This is a genomic window from Kitasatospora sp. NPDC005751, from assembly GCF_040630835.1.
Lineage (GTDB): Bacteria > Actinomycetota > Actinomycetes > Streptomycetales > Streptomycetaceae > Kitasatospora.
On the sequence record NZ_JBEXYC010000074.1, the window covers coordinates 1 to 21,715 of the forward strand.

The 21,715-nt window shown below is 71.6% G+C and carries 11 protein-coding genes and 1 pseudogene; 4 read left to right on the forward strand and 8 right to left on the reverse strand.

What is annotated here, in order from left to right; genetic code table 11:
• Positions 1-590 precede the first annotated feature (590 nt).
• Positions 591-1,928, forward strand: coding sequence for a serine hydrolase domain-containing protein (locus ABZ497_RS33370; RefSeq protein ID WP_359810998.1), 1,338 nt, complete (start codon positions 591-593; stop codon positions 1,926-1,928).
• Here the strand turns inward: ABZ497_RS33370 and ABZ497_RS33375 are convergent.
• Together ABZ497_RS33375 and ABZ497_RS33380 are read right to left on the reverse strand one after the other, a co-directional pair.
• Entirely contained in the window at positions 1,916-5,386 is a 3,471-nt protein-coding gene (locus tag ABZ497_RS33375; RefSeq protein ID WP_359811000.1) for a BTAD domain-containing putative transcriptional regulator, read from the reverse strand. The two genes, ABZ497_RS33370 and ABZ497_RS33375, sit on opposite strands and share 13 nt — an antisense overlap.
• 1,829 nt (positions 5,387-7,215) lie before the next feature.
• A complete protein-coding gene (locus tag ABZ497_RS33380; protein ID WP_359811003.1) occupies positions 7,216-7,545 on the reverse strand; it encodes a hypothetical protein in 330 nt (109 codons plus the stop codon).
• A 577-nt stretch (positions 7,546-8,122) separates the two neighbouring features.
• On the opposite strand from ABZ497_RS33380, the gene ABZ497_RS33385 reads away from it, so the two are divergent.
• A complete protein-coding gene (locus ABZ497_RS33385; protein WP_359811005.1) occupies positions 8,123-8,638 on the forward strand; it encodes a hypothetical protein in 516 nt (171 codons plus the stop codon).
• Positions 8,639-8,710: 72 nt separating this feature from the next.
• Positions 8,711-9,169 carry a hypothetical protein gene (locus ABZ497_RS33390; RefSeq protein WP_359811008.1) on the forward strand — a complete coding sequence of 153 codons (459 nt, stop codon included), beginning with the start codon at positions 8,711-8,713 and terminating at the stop codon, positions 9,167-9,169.
• Between the two features lie 449 nt (positions 9,170-9,618).
• Here the strand turns inward: ABZ497_RS33390 and ABZ497_RS33395 are convergent, their stop codons facing one another.
• The 3 genes and pseudogenes from ABZ497_RS33395 to ABZ497_RS33405 all read right to left on the reverse strand — a co-directional run bounded on the left by ABZ497_RS33395 (position 9,619) and on the right by ABZ497_RS33405 (position 12,176).
• Positions 9,619-9,984: a hypothetical protein gene (locus tag ABZ497_RS33395; protein WP_359811011.1), complete on the reverse strand. Its 366-nt coding sequence runs from the start codon at positions 9,982-9,984 to the stop codon at positions 9,619-9,621.
• Positions 9,985-10,086: 102 nt separating this feature from the next.
• Positions 10,087-10,251 (reverse strand): annotated as a pseudogene (locus ABZ497_RS33400) (IS110 family transposase); the annotation flags it as partial.
• Between the two features lie 356 nt (positions 10,252-10,607).
• Positions 10,608-12,176, reverse strand: coding sequence for a sigma-70 family RNA polymerase sigma factor (locus tag ABZ497_RS33405; RefSeq protein ID WP_359811014.1), 1,569 nt, complete (start codon positions 12,174-12,176; stop codon positions 10,608-10,610).
• A gap of 393 nt (positions 12,177-12,569) precedes the next feature.
• On the opposite strand from ABZ497_RS33405, the gene ABZ497_RS33410 reads away from it, so the two are divergent.
• Complete coding sequence (locus ABZ497_RS33410) at positions 12,570-13,988, forward strand: hypothetical protein (protein WP_359811017.1); 1,419 nt, start codon at positions 12,570-12,572, stop codon at positions 13,986-13,988.
• Positions 13,989-14,283: 295 nt separating this feature from the next.
• Here ABZ497_RS33410 and ABZ497_RS33415 read toward each other — a convergent pair whose 3' ends face one another.
• From ABZ497_RS33415 to ABZ497_RS33425, 3 genes are all read right to left on the reverse strand, one after another.
• Complete coding sequence (locus tag ABZ497_RS33415) at positions 14,284-15,531, reverse strand: extracellular solute-binding protein (protein WP_359811020.1); 1,248 nt, start codon at positions 15,529-15,531, stop codon at positions 14,284-14,286.
• A gap of 911 nt (positions 15,532-16,442) precedes the next feature.
• Entirely contained in the window at positions 16,443-18,884 is a 2,442-nt protein-coding gene (locus tag ABZ497_RS33420; RefSeq protein WP_359811023.1) for an RICIN domain-containing protein, read from the reverse strand.
• 1,419 nt (positions 18,885-20,303) lie between these two features.
• Positions 20,304-21,629, reverse strand: a complete 1,326-nt coding sequence (locus ABZ497_RS33425) for an ROK family transcriptional regulator (protein ID WP_359811025.1) — start codon at positions 21,627-21,629, stop codon at positions 20,304-20,306.
• Between the last annotated feature and the right edge of the window lie 86 nt (positions 21,630-21,715).

A 21,715-nucleotide genomic window follows, 5' to 3' on the forward strand; every position in this document is an offset into this window, starting at 1 on the left:
GGTCAGGCCCCCACCCTGCGCATACCGCACACCATTGGCATACCGCAGGGATCACTACCTGTCACCACCGACAACAGAACGAAAATCTCAGTAGGAACTCTTAGAGCTGGGTCCAGCCTTCGTCGGCGGGGTCGACAGCCAAAGGGTGTTGTTGGCGTCACGGATGTAGGTGACCAAGTGGTGGTCGGCCGGGTCTTCGACGGTGTGAGGCTTGGTGTCGGATGCCATGACCGCCGGACTGGAACCGCTCCTACCGCCGCCTGTTCGCCTGCCTCGCCGGCGGCGGCACCCTGGACGGCCCGGCCAACCGCACCGGAGGCGAAGACGACCCGACCTTCCGGCCCGGCGCCCCGGCGGCCGCCGGGGCGTTCGTGGTGTTCGGGGCGTGGGGTTCCCGGCCCCCTGCCGCGGTGGTGGTGCGTGGTGCGGGTCGTCTGCCAGCGTGCTGTGCGCGGGTTGCCAGCGGAGGGGCGGAGGCTGGAGGCGTCCAGGTCGGCACCGATCAGAGGAGCGCTCCCATGCCCCATCAGGTTTCTTCACCGGCTCGTTCGGTCCGGTCACGCCGCCGCCGGCTGCTGCTGACGGCTGTCGTGGCCGCTTCGTGTCTGGCGATGGGGACGATGGGCTCCGGGGTCGCGGTATCCGCCCCCTCCGCCGTACGGTCCGGACCGGACACGGCCGAGGGCGACGGCGCACTGCGGGCCCGGCTCTCGCAGCTGGCGCGGACCCTGGTGGCGGCCGGGGCGCCGGGAGTGATCGTGCGGGTGGACGACGGCCGCGGCCGGCCGGTCGAGATCGTCGAGCAGGCCCCGTGGGCGGCGCGGGGCCACCGGCTCGACGCCGGGGACGAGTTCCGGATGGGCTCCAACACCAAGACCATGATGGCCACGCTGGTACTCCAACTGGCCGCCGAGGGCAGGCTCACTCTGGACGACCCGGTGCAACGGTGGCTGCCGGGCCGAGTGCCGGACGGCGGGGCGATCACGCTGCGGATGCTGCTGAACCACACCAGCGGCCTGTTCGACTACACCGAGGACGGCGCGCTCCTGCCGTCGATCCTGGGCAGGGACCCGCGGCGGTGGACCTCGGCGGACCTGCTCGCCGTCGGGGTGCGGCACGAGCCGCTGTTCGCGCCCGGCGCGCGGTGGTCGTACAGCAACACCGGCTACGCCGCCGTCGGCGCCGTGCTCGAACAGGTCACCGGGCAGAGCCCGGCCGACCTGGTCCGGGACCGGATCGCCCGGCCGCTGGGCCTGCGTCACACCTATCTCGCCACCGGCCCGGCCTGGCTCGGCCGGCACGCCCACGGCTACGAACCGGACCCCTCCCACATGCCGCCGGGCGTGCCGGCCGCGTTCAGGGACGTCGCCGGACCGCGCCACGACGGTCACGTGGACGTCTCCGCCCATGACCCGAGCTGGGGCGGGGCGGCCGGGGCGGTGGTCTCCACCGCGCAGGACTGGGCCCGCTTCCACAGCGCGCTGATGTCCGGCCGGCTGCTGCCCCCGGCCCAGCTCGCCGAGATGCGCACCACCGTCCCGATGGACCCGGAGAACCCGGTGGACGGGCCCGGCTACGGCCTCGGCATCGAGACCGGCGCCACCCCCTGCGGCACCGTCTGGGCGCACGACGGCGGGATCACCGGCTACTCCAGCAGCACCATCACGGACGGCACCGGCAGCCGCACCGCCACCGTACTCGTGCCGACGGAGCTGCTCTACGAGTTCGAGGCCGACCCGGGGCTCGTCGAGGCCGACCGGGCCCTGCACGTCGCGGTGGTCTGTGCCATGTTCGGCACGCCCGTGCCGGCCGGCACGGCCCCGGTCGCCGGAGGCCCGGCCAGCGGGATCGTCGCCGGCCTGGGTGCGGCCGGCGGGCACCCGGCCGACGGGGCCACGCCGTTGCCCGTCCCGGCTCAGGCCGGCTGACCGGGGCGGCCCGGTGCGGAGCCGGGCGCGGTGACGAGGGCGGAGACCAGGCCCCGGGCCCGGCACCGCGACATCGCCGCGCCCTCGGCGTGCGCCGCGGCGAATCCGGCGGCCCCCAGGGCGGCGGCGGCCCGCCGGGCGATCCTGCGCACGTCCTCGTCACCGGGCTCGTCCGTGCCGCGCAAGGCTGTGGCCGCGCCGAGCAGTCGGGCGGCGCCGGCCGGCCGGGCGCGGGCGAGTTCGATGTCGGCGGCCACCACGGCGAGCCCCGCCGCGACCGGGGTGTCCCAGCTCAGCACCAGGTGCACCGCCGGGTGGTCGAGCCGGCGCACCGCCTCGTCGGGGAGTCCGTCGGCCGCGTCCGCCTGGGCGAGCACGGCCCGCAGCAGGGCGGTCAGGTGCGCCGGGGGCGCCTGCTCGCAGGCCGGTCCGGCCGGTGCGGCCCGTGCGTGCGCCCGGGCCCGCCCGGGCCGTCCGGCCTGCCACTCCAGGCGGGCCAGGCCCAGGTGCACCAGGGCCCACAGTTCCGCCGACCCGGTGGGTGCCACCTGGTCGCGCAGGCTCTCCAACTGCCGCCGCCCGCCCGCGACGTCCCCGGCCCGGGCGCGGGTCAGGGCGGCTTCCACGTCGTTCTCGACGGTGTACTCCCGCATGCCGAGCTCCCGGAAGTACCGGGTGGCCCGTGCGTTCAGCGCCAGCGCGGTGGCCGTGTCGCCGGACCGTCGCCGGAGCGAGCCGAGGGCGCTCAGCGTGCTCGCCAGGCCCCAGCGCTCGCCGAGCTCCTCGAAGCCGGCCAGCGCGCGGGTGAGCAGCGCGGTCGCGCGGGGGGTGTCCCCGGCGTGCAGGGCACGCCTGCCGCGGACCGTCAGGGCGAAGGACCGGCTCCAGGGATCCCGCCCCCCGCCGTACGGTCCGGTCGCGCCGTCCGGGGTGTCCGGCGCGTCCGCGCCGCCGGTGTCCGTGCGGGCCCCGGGCGCGGTCACGGCGGTGGCCAGCCGGGCCAGCTCCAGCAGGGGGTGGGCGCCGGGGCCGACGCCCTCGACGGCCTGCCGGATCCGCCCGAGGGCGGCCTCGGCCTCGTGCGGCGCACCGACCTCCACGACACCGAGCGCGTGGGCCACGCGTACCAGCCTGCGGGCCGCCGGATCGACCGGCCCGGGCACCTCCAGCACCCGGCCGAGCAGGTCCAGCGACTCCGGGGGGTTGCCCCGCAGGGACCAGAACCAGCCGAGCGCGGCCCCGAAGCGGACCGCCGTGGCGGCGTCCCCGGCGTCGATCGCCCAGCGGACCGCGGCCAGCAGGTTGTCGCGCTCGGCGGACAGCCGGGCCAGCCACCGCAGTTGGTCGCGGGTGCGCAGCCGGGGCTCCGCGGACTCGGCCAGGTCGAGCAGGAAGGCGAGGTAGCGCCGGCGGGCGGCATCGGCCTCCGCGCGGTGGGCGAGCTGCTCCACGCCGTACTCCCTGACGGTCTCCAGCATCCCGTAGCGCGGCTCGCCCGGCTCGGCGGTCCGGACGGGATGCAGCAGGGACTTGTCGACCAGGGCCGCGAGCGACTCCCGGACGTCGTCGGTCCGGTCGGCGGCGTCGGCGAGGTCGCCGCCGTGGGTGCCGGGGGTGCCGGGGGTGCCGGGGTCGCCGTCGTCCTGGCGGCCGAGCCCGCCGACCGCCTGCGCCGCGTCCTCCGTGAAGCTGCCGGGCACCACCGCCAGCCGTTCGAGGAGCGCCCGCTCGTCGGCGTCCAGTAGGTCCCAGCTCCAGGCCACCACGGCCCGCAGGGTCCGGTGGCGGGGCAGCGCGGTGCGGCTGCCTCCGGTGAGCAGCCGGAACCTGTCGTCCAGCCGGGCCGTCACCACCTCGATCGGCAGCGTGCGCAGGCGTGCCGCGGCCAGTTCGATCGCCAGCGGCAGGCCGTCCAGGCGTCGGCAGATCTCGACCGCCGCGGCCAGGGAGCGGGCGTCCGGGGTGAAGCCGGGCAGGACCGCGGCGGCCCGGTCCCGGAAGAGCCGGACCGCGGCGCAGGTGCCGGCCTGTCCGGCCGGCGCGCCCGGCGGGGGCAGTTCGAGCGGGAGGACGGGGTGCAGGGTCTCACCGCCGATCCGCAGGGCCTCCCGGCCGGTGGCGAGGATCCGCAGCCGTGGGCAACGGCCGAGCAGGGCCTCGGCGAGCCTCGCTGCGGCCTCCAGCACGTGCTCGCAGTTGTCCAGCAGCAGCACCGTCTCTTCGTCCGCCAGCACTTCGACCAGGTGGTCGAGGATCTGCGTGGCGTCGCCGGAGCCGGGGGCCGGGGCCGGGCGGTCCGCCGCCGGGGTGCGCCGGAGCGGACCGGCCTGGCGCAGCCGCAGGACGTCGAGGACCGCCCGGGCCACGTCCTCCGCCCCGACCGGGGCCAGGGCGACCAGCCAGACGCCGCCCGCCGGGGTGAGCTGCCGCCCGGCGGTGACGGCGAGCCGGGTCTTGCCGGACCCGCCGGGCCCGACCAGGGTGACCAGCCGGGCCCGGTCGAGCAGTCCGACCACCCGGCGGACGTCCTCCCGGCGGCCGACGAAGCTGGTCAGCGGCGCGTCCAGGTTGCCCCGCGCCGGCGCCTGGTCGGTCCCTGGGCGGTCGGTCCGCGCCTGGTCGGTCCCTGGGCGGTCGGTCCCCGTCGGGTCGGTCCCTGGGCGGTCGGTCCGCGCCAGGTCGGTCCGGGTCGGGTCGGTGCGTGCCCGGTCGGGCCGTGGTCGGCCCACCTCGCCGCGCAGTACGGCGAGGTGGGCGGCCTCCACGTCCGGCCCGGGGTCGCTGCCGAAGGCCTCGGCCAGCCGGCCGCGCAGCCGTTGGTGGGCGGCCAGTGCCTCGGCGCCCCGGCCGTCGGCGGCGAGGGCGCGGATCAGCTGGGCGTGCAGCCGTTCGCGCAGCGGGTGGTCCGCCGTCAGCGACTCCAGCTCGGCGACCAGGCCGAGCCCGGTGCCGAGCGCGAGATCGGCCTCGATCCGGTCCTCCAGGGCGGCCAGCCGGGCCCGTTCGAGCCGCTCGGCCTCGGCACCGGCGAACGGTGCCTCGCGCACGTCGGCCAGGGCCGGGCCCTGCCAGAGGCCCATCGCCTCCCGCAGGGCGGTGGCGGCCTCGGCGGGCCGGCCCCCGGCCAGCAGGCGCCCCCCGGTGCGGGCGAGGTGGGCGAACCGGACGGTGTCCACGGCCTCCGCCGCGACGGCCAGCCGGTAGCCGGCCGGTTCGAGGGTCAACAGCCCGGGGTCGCCGAGGACACGTCGCAACCGGGAGGCCAGCGACTGAAGGGCGTTCGCCGGGTCGGCCGGGGGAGTCCCGGCCCACAGTGCCTCGGCCAGGACCGCCGGGCGGACGGCGCGCCCGGCGTCCAGCGCCAGCCGGACCAGCAGCGCGCGCAGCCGCGGGCCGCCCACCGGGACCGGGCCGTCGCCGGTGTCCAGCACCAGAGGTCCGAGGAGGCCGACGCGCACCCGGCCACTATCGCAGCACGCCCTGCTCGACCGTCAAGTCGGCTCCGCGCGGCCAGAACTGACCCGGCTGCCCGCCGTGGCACCGGTCCGGTACCCCGCACCGACCCTCGGCCCGGTCCGGTCAGCGCGCCGGGTCCGCCGTAGTGCTCGTCGGCCTCCCGCAGGCTGCCGCTCCCGTCGGGGACGAGCACCCGCGCGATCCGGCCGGCGCCCGCGCTGACCCGGATCACCCGCGGGTCGCCCCCGTGGCCCACGGGCACCGGCCCGGTCACCGGTCGGGGGAGAGGTGCCGGCGCCCGGGAGATCAGGTTGGTCCGGGCCTGGGCCACCGCCGGGTGGGTGGTCAGGTGGTCACGCGCCCGCCGTTCCCGTGCCCGTTCCGGGCCGCCGCCCGGCCTGCTGCTCCTGGCCGTCGTCCTGGCCGTGGTGAACGTTCCCGCCCGGGTCGGCTGCTCCGGGTCGGTACGGGGGCGGCTTGAGCTGAGGGGGCGTTACCTCGGTTTCTCCGTGGGGCAGGTGGGTCGGCGGGCACCAGGTCGGCCGATCCGGTGCTTGTCGGAGGAAGGTGAGGCGTCGTGAAGGCCGAGGGGCGGAAGACCGCGCAGGCGGGTGGCTGCGACAGGCGGAGCAGCGGTTCGGGAGCGCGGGCCGCCGCTGCTGACGCCCTCGGCGGAGTACCGGGAGGGACCCGGGGTCTTCCGGGGCTTGCTTGCGATGGCTGAGCTGATCCTCGCCGGCGGTGATGAGGGGTCGCGAACAATGGTTACGGCCGCGCGTCCGTGAAGGGCCAGTTCACCGGGACGCATGCCGGATTTGCGATGCGGTCATGGCGTTGTGTGCCGCCCCTGGCGAAGCTCCGCGAGGGACGGTCGAGCCGGCCCCGGTGATCCCGGTGCCCGATTCTCGGCAAGGAGCTGACGGCGGACGCTGAACACGCAGTTGGCGACGCGTCGTGAGCCGCCGAATCATCACGCGTGACGGGTCGTTGATCAGTAGGCTGACCAACCGACCATCAGGTCATGTTGCTACGACGAGGGCGGGAGCTCCGTGTCGGATGCAGTGCTGAATGTCGTGATCGGGCTGGTCACGAGCGTCGTCAGCGGCGGGTCCGTCTGGGCCTGGAAGCGTGTCAGTGCCGCTCGCGTCCTGCACCGGAAGCGGGCACCGCTCGGTCTGCGGCCCGGTGTACCGTGCGTCGTCATCCTGAACAGCCACTGGCAGATGGCCGCCGTCACCGAGCACGGTGACGTCTACGCGATCATCGAACTGGCGATGCTCGCGGAGGAGTCAGGGTGTGCGTTCACTCTCGTTGCCGCGGACGCACCGGAGCTGAACGGGGATCGCACCGAACTCAGCATCGGTGGCCTGGGATCGAACCGACGCAACGTTGAGTACCTGGCCAGGTACCTGCCCGGCGTGAGGGTCAATGAACGTGGTGACTTCAGCGTCGGTGGTGAGCGCTTCCCCCACACATACGGTCGAACTGACCATGCGCTGGTCGCGAAGTCCACCCCACCACAGTCCGCACAGCCGGTCCTCATGATCACGGGGCAGTCGGCGATCGCCAACCGTGCGGCGGTGCACCTGGATCGCGGTGAGGTGATCCAGCTGGTGAAGAGCAGGTTGAACCGGTCCGGACACTTGATCAAGTTCGCCGTGACAAGCCTGACCGTCATCGACGACGATCTGGGCGGGTGGCGTCGAGCGAACCCCGAGCTGACCGTTCGCCGGCCAGCCCCGGCCCGCCCCGACCCGCCCCGACCCGCAGGCGCGGGCCGGGGCCGTCGAGTCGGCTTGCCCGGGCTTACGGCCTGGGGCGGGCCGCAGTTCTACGGGTGGCCGCCCTTCGACAGCATCCACAGCTGCAGCGGCGCGACGACCAGGGGGGCCGCGAACGCGCCGATGAGCCACCGCCTCGCGGCGGCCGCTGAGTCCTCGGCTGCTGGCCGGGCCCGGACCTCGGCTGCGAGATCTCGTTCGAGGACAGCGAGCCGCTGCTCGGTCAGGTGCTGATGCGCGACGCAGACATCCTTGGTCACGGCCTGCTCGATCCGGCCGGCCAGGACCTGGAGGTCAGCGCGCAGGTTCTCGCGGAGCCCGGCGATGCCGTCGCGCTGGTCCTCGCGAATACGGAGGATGGCGCGCTGGAGCTGCCACAACGTCGGCGCTCACTGCAACTCCGAAAGGGCGTTCCCCGCGCCACTTCCTGTGCTACGGCTTTCCACGCCCGCACCCCAGGCCCATGTGGGATTCCTCGCGGCCGGCGCCGAGACGCCTGGCCACTCGTCGATCCGTGCCACGAGGGCACATACCGCCCCAGAATGGACGTCCCCGGGTAAAGCAGTACCCAGGCCCGGAGAATTCGCGTGCAATCGGCTGGATGCATCCGACATTTGGGCGAGATTTGTCCACATGCCTCACGTCAACCGGATCACCGCTAAGTGGCCTTAGAAGCCAAAGGCCCACCTCTATGCATAGCTACCCCCGGCGGATTTCAGACACATCGGCCATCCATCTAGCCAAGGCGAGCTCCGTCGCAATTTTGACCGTGGACGCACGGCACTTTTCAGACTTTCTACAGAGAGTGGAGCTTCAGTTGTTGATCCGCCGTGCCTTCGTGGCGTCCACCATCCTTGCTATGTCGTTGGCCGGAGCAAATCTTGCCCAGGCTGCTCTCCTCAACCGTCGACCGCCGTAGCCAGCACTGCAGACGATGTCACCTCCTGGACTTTGCCCGTGTCCGACCAGACCGTCCTCACCTTCTGGACACCCGAACGGATCAGCCAAGCATCGGCGAACCCCCTGCCGGCCCCAGCAGTGACCGAGCAGGCCGCGATCAAGGCACACGAGAAGGCGACGCAACGCGGTACGAAGAACCCACAGGGCGCCGCAACGGCTGCAGCAGGCGCCGTCGCACCGCTCAGGACCCACACGAAGAGAACTCGGACTTCGCCGCTCGCATCCGCAGCCCGGGTCACGGACCTCTCGCGCTCCGACCTAGCCTCGCCCCTCGGCCCCGACATCAACATCACTGGCCGACTCTTCTTCCTCGTCGGCAGCGACAGGCTCGGGTCATGCACTGCTGCTGGCATCGTCGCCAGTAACAAGAACTCAATCTGGACCGCCGGCCACTGCCTGCACAGTGGGAAGGGTGGAGGATTCTATTCCAACTTCCTCTTCGCTCCGGGATACGACGAAACCGCTCCGTGGGGATACTGGCCCCTGCGTTCCATCATCGTCTCCTCCTCCTGAGCCGACGACACTGACTGGCTCTGGGGGGACATCGGCGGCGGGATCGTCAGTGCACACTCCGACTACGGGAACTTGCAGGACTGGCTCGGCACCTCCGGGTACCGCTTCAACGGTGCCGCCGACATCGGCGGCGTCACCTCTCTCGGCTACCCCGCGAACGGATACGGTCGGCCCGACTCGGACTTCCACGACGCAGCGAAGGCCATGTACTGCCAAGGAAACGCCGTCGACGCAGGAAACTGGAACCCCTTTGACGATCGTCTAAGGCTCACTTGCGACATGGGCCATGGCGCGAGTGGCGGCCCTATCGTCACCAACTTCGGCGGAAACAGCCAGATCGTCGGCGTCAATAGCCACCGCATGGTAGACGCGAACAACAACTGGACGGACAATTACCTGTACTCCTCCAATCGCGGAGGAAACGCCATCGGCGTGATCAACTGGCAACGCACACTGACACCCGCGCAGAACACCAGCGGGGCTGCGCGCTCACACAGCGCAGCCCCGCCTCAGTGTTCTACCTGCCTGTAGAGACCTCGCCCATCAGTGGCTGAGGCGGATGCGACCGCAGGTATTCCTCGAACGCCTTTGGGTTATCAACGTACCTCTGCATCTCCGGAGAGAGAGGAACGTTCTCCTGGACCGCCACTCCTCCCGTGTCCCTCGCAAGAGCCACCGCAGTGACCCCGCCTGCTGCCACCAGAACCCCACCGAGTGCCAGCAGGACTGTTTCCGCTCGTCCAACACCCATCAGGATTCCCCTGTTCTGTTTCTTCCCGAAGCACCCGCTACCGCAGCACGGACACGACCAGCGGTCGCTGCGGCACAACCGTCAACAGCCAACCCCCTCAGCAGAGTAGGCGGAATCGAACACGCTCCGCAGGCATAACCACCAGGCGTGCACCTCGCAGCTTCGGGAGCCGCGTGCCTTGTGCGCGAAGCGGACCAGTCGAGGCTGCTCCACTTCACGCTGCCGAAAGTCAGCCAGCCGCCGAGCGGGCCGATGGTGTTCCATTTCCAGGGCGCCGTTGGGCTGGACGTACAGATTGGCGCCAACGTTGTTTGGGTGGCGACGGGGGAAGACTTCGCCAGCCTTCGGGCGGAGGTTGGGGTCGTCGATGCCGATCACGTTGTCGGTTACGCCCACCGGAACCGAACACGATGCCGCGCAGGGCGACCATCCCGTCGGGCCGCTTCTTCACCGTGGCGGACTGCCAGCCGCCAAGCTGCGAGCAGCCGCGCTTGACCGTGATCGGCGTCCAACTGCTGCTGTCCTTCACAAGGCCGTAGCCCACGTCAACGTTGCCGCCCTGGACGCGCAGCCCGTGGCCGGTCTGGATCAGCACGTCACCTTGGAGTGCTTTGATGATCAGGCCGTTTCTTGCTGAGGCACGTCGCCGCCGGCGCCCCACTCCTCCCCGCGCCAGCGGGGGATGCTCCTATAGACGTCAAGCCGCAGGAGCAAGGTCGGGTTGGGTGATTCGTGAGGTTGGAGTGCTGGTCAGTGCGCGGTAGACCTCGCGGGCGACGAAGCGCTTGAGGCAGCGCGTGATGTCTTTCTTCGACAGTCCTTCCTTGGTGCGGCGGGCGACGTAGGCGCGGGTGCGTTCGTCGGTCGGGATGTCTGTTCCGCCCCCTTCGTCGCACTCCATGAGACCTGCGAACGGCGATCGAATGGCTGCCGCGAAGGTCACAGCAACGTAACGGAACGCCCCGATGGCAAGGGATGGGCAAGGGAAGAACCACGTAGTCGGGCGTGACCGCTTGGAGCCGAGCCCGGCCGGGTCCCTGCCCGCGAGGCCCTCACCATCTCCGCCGGCGAAGCCGTCGTCACGTGTACTGCCCGGGATCCGGCACGCCGGCCGTCCCTGCCCGCCCGGGCCGCCCTGGTCGCCCGCACCCGTCGCCACCATGAGGACCCGGCCGACCGACCGCCTTGCGAGACCGCAATCGTCCCCTGTGTCCCGGTTCAGCCCACGTCTACTCGCTTCAGGGTGAAGTCGTCGCAGTACGCGGGGCCGCTGAGGTCCAGTGGAGCGCAGTAGACGGTGATGCGAGTCGTGCGCGCGTCGGTGGTGAACGAGACTGCTCCCCAGGCGTACAGGTCGACGGACTTCAATTTGACCCGCGCGTCGAGACCACTTTCGCTCTGCGCGCCGAGGGCGACGTCGTCACCGTCGGCCGACACCGCCGCATGGCCGGAGAGCTGGTACGTGCCCTGCGGCACCACGACGATGGTTTGTTCCACACGTGACGCCTGCGACGTCAGGCGCACGGCATGCTGACCGGCATGCGGGTGGGCGGAGACGACGGAAGCGCCGGCCGTGGCGCGCCAGGGCGATGCACCTGCTGCCTCGAAGTCGGGATCGACGAGCAGCTGCTCCGTCGAAGGGGGCGGAGCCGCGCTGCTGCGCGAAGCCTTCGGAGTGGACGGCGAGGGCGAGGGAGCGGGAGGCGTAGGAGCGGGCGTAGCCGTACTCGTCGTCGGCGCGGGGGTGCCGTTCCGGCTCGGGGCGGACGGCCGTCCGAGTTGGGGCTGCTGGTCCCCCGCCGGCCCGCGGTGGCCGGGCAGGATGGCGACGAGCAGGGCGGTGGTGGTCAGTACGCCGACACCGCCGACCGTTGCCGCAGCCCATTTGCCGGTGAGGGCAGTGGCTTTGAGGGCTTTGGCGGGAAGTAGCGCCTGGGTGGTGTCCGTGAACAGGTGGGAGGCGCCGGGAGGGGTGAGTGCGATCGGCAGCATCGCGCCCAGGCGGGAGTTGATGCCCCGGAGTTGCGCGAGGGCGCTGCGGCAGTGGGCGCATTCGGCCAAGTGACGCCGGAGTGCCCCGTGGGGCCGGGAGGATCTGCGTGCGGTCTCGCCCAGTTGGCCTCCGTAGTGGACGCATTCGCTGTCTTCCCGCCGGCGCACGTGGGCCTGGAGGTAGGCCTTGCGAAGTCCCTCCACGGCGCGGTCCAGGAGTGAGGAGACGCCGGAGGGCGCGATCCCGAGGAGGGTGGCGACCTGGCCGGCCGGCACCTCGTCGACCAGGCGTAGCCAGAGGACGGACTGCCATCGGTCGGGGAGGGAGCGGAAGCTGTGGGCCACGAGGCTGTGCTCCTCTTGCCGCAGGACGATGCCCGCCGGGTCGCCGTCGGCGTCCGTGGCGGGGGAGTCGGGCGAGGGCCGGTGCCACTGCTCCAGTGCTTCGGCGTCCTGCAGGTGGATCCGCCGCTCCGTGCGTCCCCAGGCGAACGCCGCGTTCTGGACCGCGCCCAGGAGGTACGGGCGCCACGATTCGTCCGGGCCCCTGCCGGCGTCGACGGCGCGCACCGTATTGACGAAGGCCTCCGCCGCCAGGTCCTGCGCGGTGTGGGCGTCGCGGGTGAAGGTGCGCGCGTACCGGAGCGTCCCCGCGTGGTGGCGGTCGTAGAGGGTCTCTATGGCCGCTGCTCTGGCGGTGCCGGTGGAGTACGGATCGTCCCGTATGAGCGCGGTGAGCCGGCTGTCCGACCGGTTGTCGCCGGTGTCGGTCGTGGTGGGGGTGGAGGTCGTCATGGCTGTGCCCTGTCTGGGTGCGTCGGCGTCGCGCCGCCGGGCCCGGCGCGGCGGGACCGTTCATAACGAATCGATCACGCACCGGGACCATCGGGGGCGAGGGGACTTCAGGAGGTGGAACCGCTCGCCTGCGGCTACGGCGGGAGCCTAGCCGGACATCGCGGCCCATGACAGAAATGGCCTGAAATCATGTTAAATCACTTCAATCGCGCCCGTATGGGCGGCTCGCGCCGGCCGACGGGCGAGGGGCGGCTGCCCGCGGGGCACCGGAGCCATCGACCGCGACTGCCTCCCAGGCCGTCACGAAGTGAGGCGACGTCGGATCGGCCCATACCAGGAAAGGGGCCGGTTGTCGCTTGCGATGCCGGTCCGAGCCAGCAAGGAGCACTCCTCATGACACCCGTCCCCTCCCGTACGCATGCCGTCGCGTCCCCGTCGGCCGGACCTGCTCTTCCGCCGCGCAGGACGTCCCGCGCGGCGGCCCCGCTGCTTGCCGCGGCCGGAGCCCTGACGCTGTCCGCCACCACTGTTCTCACCCCTGCCACGGCGGCCGAGCCGACCGCCTCGAAGGTCGACCGGCACGCCGTCGTCCTCGTCAACTTCCGCAACCTCGCCCTGGCCGACCCCCAGCGGGCGCATGACCAGGCCGTGCGCAACTTCTTCGGCCCGACCGAGTCACTGGCCTCGTACTACAAGGAGAACTCGGGCGGCCGGATGACTGTCGTGCCCGCCAAGGGCGACGGGGTGTTCGGGCCCTTCACCCTCGACATGGACGACTCCTCCGCGTGCGACACGGGGAAGATGGCTGAACTCGCCCGCAAGACGATCCCGGACGTGGACTACGACCACGTTTCGATCGTCATGCACTCGAACCACTGCGGCGGCTGGTGGGGTCTGGCCGGCATGCCCGGGATCGTGAGCTGGTTCCACGAGGGAGCCGTCGCCGACAAGGCCGCCATCGTCCACGAGATCGGGCACAACCTCGGGTTCGCCCACCAGCAGCGGCAGACGTGCACGGCCGGCAGTTTCACCGCCTGCGCCGACGACGGATACAGCAATCGCACCCCCATGGGCGGAGGCGGGGAGAAGAAGGGACTGACCGCGCCCGAACTCCTGTCCCAGAAGTGGTTGACCGCCCAGCAGGTCACGACGCCTGCCGCGACTGCCGACGTGCGCCTCACCCCGCTGCACGCCGCCGGGACCGCCGGTGTGCGTGCAATCGACCTGCCGTTGGGTTCCGGTGGCGACCGGCTCGTCATCGAGTACCGCACACCCGACACCGCCACCCCGGACATCGACATTGCCCAGGGCGTGAACGTCTACCGCGTACCTGGGGGCCGCTACAACCAGGCCGTCCTGATCAGCAACGCCGGACACGAGAACAAGGCGGTCGCCGGGTCGTTCGTCGCCGGCACTCCGATCTCCGACACGTCCGCCAACCTGTCCGTCGGCGTCTCCCAGGCGACCGCGGCCGGCGCCGAGGTCCGTGTCCAATTCGACTTCGACCCCAAGCCGGCCTCCCCGACTCCCGCCCCGGTCCCGACCGGGCCCGCCCCGGCCCCTGCCCAGAGCACCGGCCGGCCGAAGCCCGTGCCGACCCCGAGCACCCAGCAGGCGGATGACCGGACGGTGATCGGTTCCACCGTCGCCCCCGCCCCGGTCGCGCCCGGCGGCCGGGCAGAGGACAGCTCCCTGGCCGCCACCGGTGCGTCCGCCACCGTTCCCGCGGTGATCGGCGTGAGCCTCGTTGTCGCCGGAGCGACGGTGACTCTGCTCGTGGCCAGGGGCCGCTCCCGCCGACGCCGCGGCTGACCCCTGTTCGGCCCGGGCCACCGCTGCGCGCAACTGTGGCTCGGGCCGGTCCGGGGTCTCCCGGTGCACCGGCGCCGGGAGACCCCGGGCGTACGACCGCCGGGGCGTCGCGGTGGGCCGCTGCGGGGCGGTGGCCCTGCGGCACTACGCGCGGTCGGCGGGCCCGGTGGTGGACGCGATCGCCCGGTAGATGTGGGCGATTGCTCCCACCGGGGGCGGAGCCCGGGGCGGCCGGGCGTCCACGCCCGGCGCGGGGTGCTCCCGGGTGCGGTGGCCGCGCGGAGGGAGCGGGACGTCAGCCGTGAGTGCTGTCGAGGCCCTTCGCGCGCATGGCGGCGGCGGTCTGGTCCTCCACCCGCTTGAGGGCGGACTGCAAGGGCGAGTGTTCGGTGAGGGCCTTGGGGAACTCCGAACTCAGTGCCTTCGAGGTCTCGTTCATGACAGGCCCCCAGATCCAGTTGGTGGGCATCGACTGCGTCCGGAAGACATCGGCGATCACCTGGTTGCCGAAGTACGGCGAGGGCCGCCTCAGCGAGGGAAGACTGTCGGCCGTGACGGCCGCCGGGACGAGTCCGGCCTTGGCCACCAGGATCTCCAGGGAGTCGTGGTCGCTGCTGAGCCAGTGGGCGAACTCGATCGCCTGGTCCGGTGTCCGGCAGTTCTTGGTGACGGATGTCGCCGAGCCGCCTACGAAGCTTGAGGACCCGCCGCCCGCCTTCCAGCGTGGCAGGGGGGCGACGGCCCACTTCCCGGCGGCGCCCGGCGCCTTCTGTTCGAGGATGGACGCGAACCAGGCAGGTTCGGGAATCGCGGCGACGGTGCCGTTCTGGAGGTCCTGGAAGAACTCGTCACTGAATCCGGGATCCATCTTGGCCTGTCCCATGGCGATCAGGTTCTCCCAGTATTGCGTGACGGTGGCGGTACCCGGCTCCGCCATGTTGATCCGCCAGGACTGTGCCTTGACGTCGAACCAACTACCTCCGGCCTGCGCGGCGAGGCCGGTGAACCACCACGGATCGTCGGGTGTGAAGGCCGTCAGCCGGACACCGGGGGCCGTCCTCTGGATGCTGGCCGCGTCCCTGGCGAAGTCGTCCCAGGTCGCCTGAGGGCTCAGCCCGTACCGGGCGTATACGTCGGTGCGGTAGAAGAGAGCCATCGGGGCGACGTCGACCGGGATTCCGTAGATCTCGCCGCCGACAGTGGCCTGCTGCCAGGCCGCGTCACTGTAGTAGACACCCAGGCCGAGGACGTCCCGTCCGATGGGCCGAAGGACGTCGTCAACGGTGAAACTCGCCACGGACTCGTAGCCGATCTGTGCGAGGCAGGGCGCCGTTCCGGCCTTGGCGGCGGACAGGATCCTGTCGTAGCCTCCCTGGCTGCCCGGGGCGATCTTCTCGAAGGTGACGCGCACGCCGTGGTGGGTGGCGTTGAAACGGGCGACGGCTTCCTCGTATCCCGGTGCCCAGCCCCAGAAGGAGAGGGTGGTCGTGGCAGTGTTGCCGGCGCCGGTACCGCAGGCCGCCATGCCTGCGAGAAGGGCCAACGAGAAGATCAGGTGAAACAGGCGTCTGCGCACGGGGCCGGTCAAGGCAGTACTCCTTCGATGTCGTAGGGCCGGGTTGCTTCGTCGAAGAGCCCGGCGACAGTGGGTGGTGTGCTCTTCGCGCAAATCGGTCGGGTGGAGGCGAAGGGGCGAATCGGCTCGTGCTCGCCGTCAAGGCCGCGGTGGTGGTGGAGGCGGCCGGTGGTCGAAGCCGCAGCCGCGCAGTCCCGGACCCTGTGACGCCGCCGAACACACCTTCTTGCGGCGGCGGTTGAACCAGTATTCACCCGTCGCCGACACCTTCCCGTGAGGTCGAGGACCGAGGGTCCCGCAAACGAAGGAACAGGCCCGCGAATGCAGATCGAAGGTTGCCGAAGCAAGCACGGAAGGACGACGGGATTCTCGGCCCGAATGGGATTGGCAGGCGGAGGTCAACGTGGTCGAGCGCGCGGCCGGGCGACCGTTCCGGGCTGTCCGCCGACTCGTTGTCGAGGCGTTGCCCGTCCCACCGTCGAACGTCTGGAAGCCAGGGCCCGGCGACCTCTTGAGGGGCGAAACACTCTTCCCCGACTCGTGGGGCGCCTCGTTGTCCGTCGCCGGGGCCTGGGCCAGGCTCGTCGGACAGACCCGGGCGAAGGTCCGCCTCTCGTCTCGCGGGAGGCGGGCCACCATGATCACCGCCGTGATGCGATCTGCGATAGCCGGGTTGGCCGCGGCTCCCTCTTCGCCTGGCCCGCAGTGCCGGTCAGCGCGCCCCTCGCGTTCGGGTGGACGGCTTCCACCGGACCGCTTCGTCACCCCCTCGCGTGTTGCCGGTTGTCTCCGGCCGAACGGGGTGCGGGGCTCGGCGCAGGAGTGCGCCGGGCCCCGCTGGTGGGGTGTGGGTCAGGTCCGTCCTTGTGGGCGGAGGGTCAGTTGATGGTCCAGCGCTGCTGGGCGGAGCCGGTGTCGGTCTGCTGGGTGATGGCGGCGCCGTCGGAGGTGGAGGCGGTGGTCAGGGAGAGTCCGCTGCTCTTGGAGGTGATCTTGTAACCGCCGGTGGCGGGGGTGGCCACCCAGCGCTGGTTGTTGCCGCCGCTGCAGGTCCACTGGATGATCTGCGCGCCGGCGGAGGTGGAGCCGCCGCTGACGTCCATGCAGAGCCCGGAGAGGCCGTTGACGATCTGGTAGCTGCCGTCCGCCTGCTGGGTGAAGACCCAGTCCTGGTTGCTGCCCCCGTTGGCGCTCCAGGTGACCAGCGGGGTGCCCTGGTTGAGCGAGTGGTCGGGGTCGTCGAGGGCCTTGCCTCCGGTGACCAAGGTGTGCGTTCCGTTGAGCGCCGTGGTGACGGCCCAGGTGAAGGACGTCGAGCCGGTGGCGGTGCCGGAGGTGGCGGTGACGGTGACGGTCGAGGATCCGGCGGTGGTCGGGGTGCCGGTGATCAGGCCCGAGGGGCTGATCGACAGGCCGGAGGGCAGGCCCGTGGCGGAGAAGGTGAGGGCCTTGCCGGCGGTGTCGTTGGCGGTGAGCTGCAGCGAGACGGCCGTGTTGACGTTCCCGTTCTGGTTACCGGGGCCGGTGACCGTGACGGCCTCGGAGGCCGAGCCGGTCTGGGTGAGGGTGAGGGTCTGCTCGCTCGCCGTGCGGGAGCCGCCGACGGAGTTGCCGGTGGTGTTGGTCCAGCTACGGGTGGGCGTGGTCTCGGTGAGCCGGCCGGCGGTCCCGGAGAGGCCGATCACCAGGCCGCTGTAGCGGTTGACGAGGCGGAAGGTCCCGGTGGGGGTGTTGCTGGTGGAGGTGCCGGGGATGACCCACCACTGCTGTCCGACAGCGGCACTGCCCGATCCGGCGGCGGTGACGGTCGGCCGGGCGCCCCAGGCGCGGCCCGCGGTGGCGGTGGAGTCGACGCCGAGCAGCTGTCCGGTGGAGGAGTTGACGATCCGGTAGGACCCGTCACCGTTTCCGGCGAAGCTCCACGACTCCAGGGCGGACCCGGTGGCGGTGGTCAGCGAGGTGGTGGCGGAACTGCCCGAGACCTGGGCCAGGACGCGGCCGCCTCCGCTACTGATCCGGTAGGCCTTGGTCTCGTCGACCGGTGCGGCGGCGGTGGCGGAGGCGCCGAGGGTGATGTCGACGTACTCGCCGGAGTGGCCGCCGGAGCAGCCGAACGAGCAGTAGGACCGGAAGCTCTTGCCGACGATCGTGCTGTTGGTCTTGTTCGCGCCGTCGAGGAACCAGCGGTACCACGAGGCGGTGTGGTAGCTGCTCGTGTCGCCGAGCAGGAACCACTTCTGGGTGGAGAGGTCGTCGGTGGCGTAGAACTGCTGGGGCGCCGAACCGCTCTGGTCGACACCCTGGGGCTCGCCGATGTAGAGCTTCAGGTAGGCGTTGTAGGTGATGTCCATGACGAACAGCGGCGAGGTCGCGGGCATCTTGCCGGCGGCGATCTGCTGGGTGGCGGTGCCGGTGTTCGCCGGGTTGTACTCCTTGGCGACGGGCGTGTACCCGGTGGTGCTGCCGGAGCCGACCGGGACCATGTTGCTCTCCTGGCCGCCCACGCCGGGCTGGGTCCAGGCGCCGTTGTACCACTTCTGCCAGGAGCCGGGCGCCATCTTCGAGGAGATCGGGGCGCGTGCCACGTGCTCGTAGAAGGCCTTCCAGCCGCCGCTCTTGTCGACGATCCGCGAGCCGTAGTAGACGTAGAAGTAGCCCGACGCGGTGTCCACGAACAGGCGCTGGTCGCCGTCGCCGTACGAGTACGTCTGGTTGGGGAACGCGGAGGTGTCGCCCCGGGTGGTGCTGTACGGGGACGTGATCACGTGGCTCTTGATGTCCCAGGTCTTTCCTTGGTCCTTGGACACCGTGTAGTCGATCGCGTCGTAGTGCAGGCCGTCGCCGAAGGGCTGCGGGGTGAACTCGTTGTGCACCAGGCCGTACCAGTCGCCGGTGTCCGGGTCGACCCAGACCCCGGCGAGGTCGCAGTAGTTCTTCTGGGCGTAGTTGGAGCCGCTCGGCGCGTACGTCGCCTCCTGGCCGGTCGGGCTGTTGTTGCACCGCCAGGTGGTGTCGTTGTTCTTGTCGTTCGCGTTGGCGGGGTTCACCGCGTTGCTGACCGCGCTCGACTTGGTGGCGGTGTCGAAGTCCGTGCCGGTGTAGAAGTCCCAGTGCCGCCTCTCGGTGGCGCCGTACAGGGCGGCGGACTGCTGGAACCAGAAGGTGCCGTCCTTGTCGACGTACGGGGACGCCTGGGTGTCCGTCGGGTAGGCGTACGGGACGGGGGATCCGACGCCCACCGTGTACGTGGCGGCCGGCGGGGTCGCCGACGCCGGGTACGTGGCGGCACCGGACAGCGTCAGGACGGTGGCGGCGAACACGGCCGCCAGAGCTCTACGGGGAGGGGAGGACACGGGAACTCCTTCGGGGAAGGGCACTTCATGGGGGAAGGGATCGCGACCGGCGGCCTGGTGAGCCGCGGTACCGGCCGTCCGCAAGTCAGGGGGACGGATCGGCCGGAGCAGGCTCGCCCGAGGTGGAGGCGCTGAGCCGGTGTGTGATGGCTCTCGTGCCACCGACGCGCATCCCGTCGTACGCCGCCGCCACAGGCGGCCGCGCCGGTTGGCACTCCGAGGGACCGGATGGATGTGCCGATGTGGTCCGGCTGTCGTGCGCGCCGACCAGCGGGTGCCCGCAGGATGGTAGCGGCTTGTTTAAAGTTGCCTTTTGCGGGGTTCTTTGGAGCAACTTGAAGCAAACCGTGGCAGCAGTCGGGGTCGAAGTCAAGAGATGCTGCGCCGGGGTTTGGGCAGAAGCCCCGCAGTCATCGACGTGGTGAAGGCAACCAGGTCGGGCCCCGCCGGACGAACCGGAGATCGACCTCCGTCGTGCCCTCAACGACGACAAGTCTCGACCTGCGCAAGGCTGTTGGCGCTCGGATGGGGTGGTGGAGACAGTGTCCACAGAAGGTCTCCGCTACCGATGACGAGGGCCGGATGCCTTCTCTGCCCCGCGTCCCCCAGCAGACCCGTGCACGAGGATCGGACGGCCACCGGGCAGATAACGGCGGGATACCGGGTCGGTTTGCCCGTACGTGATTGGTAGGCGGAATGCCACGTGGCCGAGCGCACCGCGGGCCCGGCCACGTCGATGCGGCCGAGCGGGCCGAACCAGCGGCAGCTGTAAGCACGTCGGGTATGAACGAAACCGCTCCCACCCACGCGTACAGAAGCACGAACGCCAACTCGGCCCGTGCGTCGAGACTGCTGTCGCGATGACGCCCTCTGCTCCACGTATGACGCCTGCGCGGTGAGAAGCACGGCACGGCGGCCGGCATGCGCCTGGACAGCGACGACGGAAGCTTCGCGGTGACGCGCCAAGTGGACGGCCCCGGTGCCGCGAAGGCGGGATCCATGAGCACCTGACCTGTCGAGGAGGTGGAGCCGCGTTGGCCCGGGAGACGCCCGCGGTGGAGCCACCCGGCGAGGAGATCGGGAGGGGAGTGCCGGAGCAACTGTGCGGGGGGCGACACAGGGTTGCCCGGCCGGCTCGGGCGGACGTCCCTGCGATCCGGGGTTACAGGCCACCCGTCGGACCGTAAAGGGGCGGGTGGGGAGGCAATGACCAGGGCGGCGGCGGTCAGGACGCCGAGACCGCTGACCGCCGAGGAGTACCGGTCCCTGGCATTCGGAGCCGGGAGCGGCGGCGATGACAGCCGATCCCGGCCGGGGGAGCGAGGGTCGGCGCAGGACAGGACGACGCCGGCGCCGCTTCCCGCGGGACGGCGCCCGTGGGCGAAGTCAGTGCGACCATGCGTGCTCGTCGGCGGGTTCGGGGCGGACGGGTACGTCGGAGGGGTCCTGGAAGATGCCTTCGAGTGCGAGGTGCGCGCCGCCCCGGGCGGCGTTGGACAGGCCGAGCGTCGAGGCGGTCACGAGGACCCGTCCGGGGGTGGGCGTGATCCTGCGGTCGTCGAGAGCGTGTTGTGCCGCGTTGACCAGGTAGCGGCCGAAGACGGCGAAGTAGCCGCCGAGGACGATTCTGGGCGGGTTGAGTACGTCGACCAGGATGCCGAGTCCCAGGGCCAGGTCGTCGGCGAGGGCGGCGAGGGCGGCGAGCGTGCGGGGCTCGCCCGCGTCGGCGCGGCCCAGCAGGTCGTCGAGCCGGTCGGCGAGGTCGACGGAGAGGTCGTGCACCCGGTCGGAGGGGGCCGCGGCGGCGTCGAGGAAGGCCTGCAGTCCGACGGCGACCTCCCAGCAGCCGGTCCGCCCGCAGGCGCAGGGCCGGTCGAGGCGGTCCAGCCGCATGTGGCCGATCTCCGAGCCGCGGATCAGTTTGCCGCCCGAGATGCTGGCCCCGCCCACCCCGATTCCGCCGGTGACGTAGACGAGTTCGCGGACGTCGGCGCTGGGCGCGGCCAGGTACTCGGCGAGGGCGCCGGACTCGGCGTCGTTCTCGACCAGGACGGGCGGTGCGTGCCGCCCGAGCCGGGCGCGCAGTTCGTGGACCGCCCGTACGTCGCGCCAGCCGAAGTTGGTGGCCACGGCGACCGTGCCGGAGGCTGTGTCCACCGAGCCCTGGGTGACGAGGGTGACCCCGATGGCGTGCATGCCGAGGTCGGCCACCGCGCTGAGGCAGTCGGCGACCTGGTCGGCGACCTCGCGCAGGGCGGCCTGCGGGGTGAGGGTGGGCACGTCCAGGGCGCGCCGGTCCTCGTGGACGACGGTGCCGCGCAGGTCGAGGGCGAGGACGGTGATGTGGTCGGGGCCGATCTCGGCGCCGACGCCGCAGATCCAGCGGCCGTCGAGCTCCACCATGCGGTGCGGTCGGCCGACCGCACCGGCCCGGTCGGGTGCTCCTTCGCGGACCAGGCCGCGCTCGATGAGGTCGGCCACCAGGACTGAGACGGTGGCCTTGGGCAGGCCGGTCGCGGCCGCGAGGTGGGTGCGGGACTGCGCACCGTTCTCGCGCAGGTGGCGCAGCATCACGCTGAGGTTGGTACGGCGTAGCGAGGCCTTGTCGGCGGCTTCCGGATAGCCTGCCAGGACGGCGCCCGCCCCGGTGGGACCAGTGGAGGCCGTGCCGGTACCACGGCGGCCGGTGGTGCCGTGCTGCTCTTGCCGCACGTGGACTCCTCGTTCCGGGGCCTGCCTGCAGGCCGGTGTCGTTCCAGGTCACGTTAGTTCATGCACCGCCTCAACTAACTTGGGGC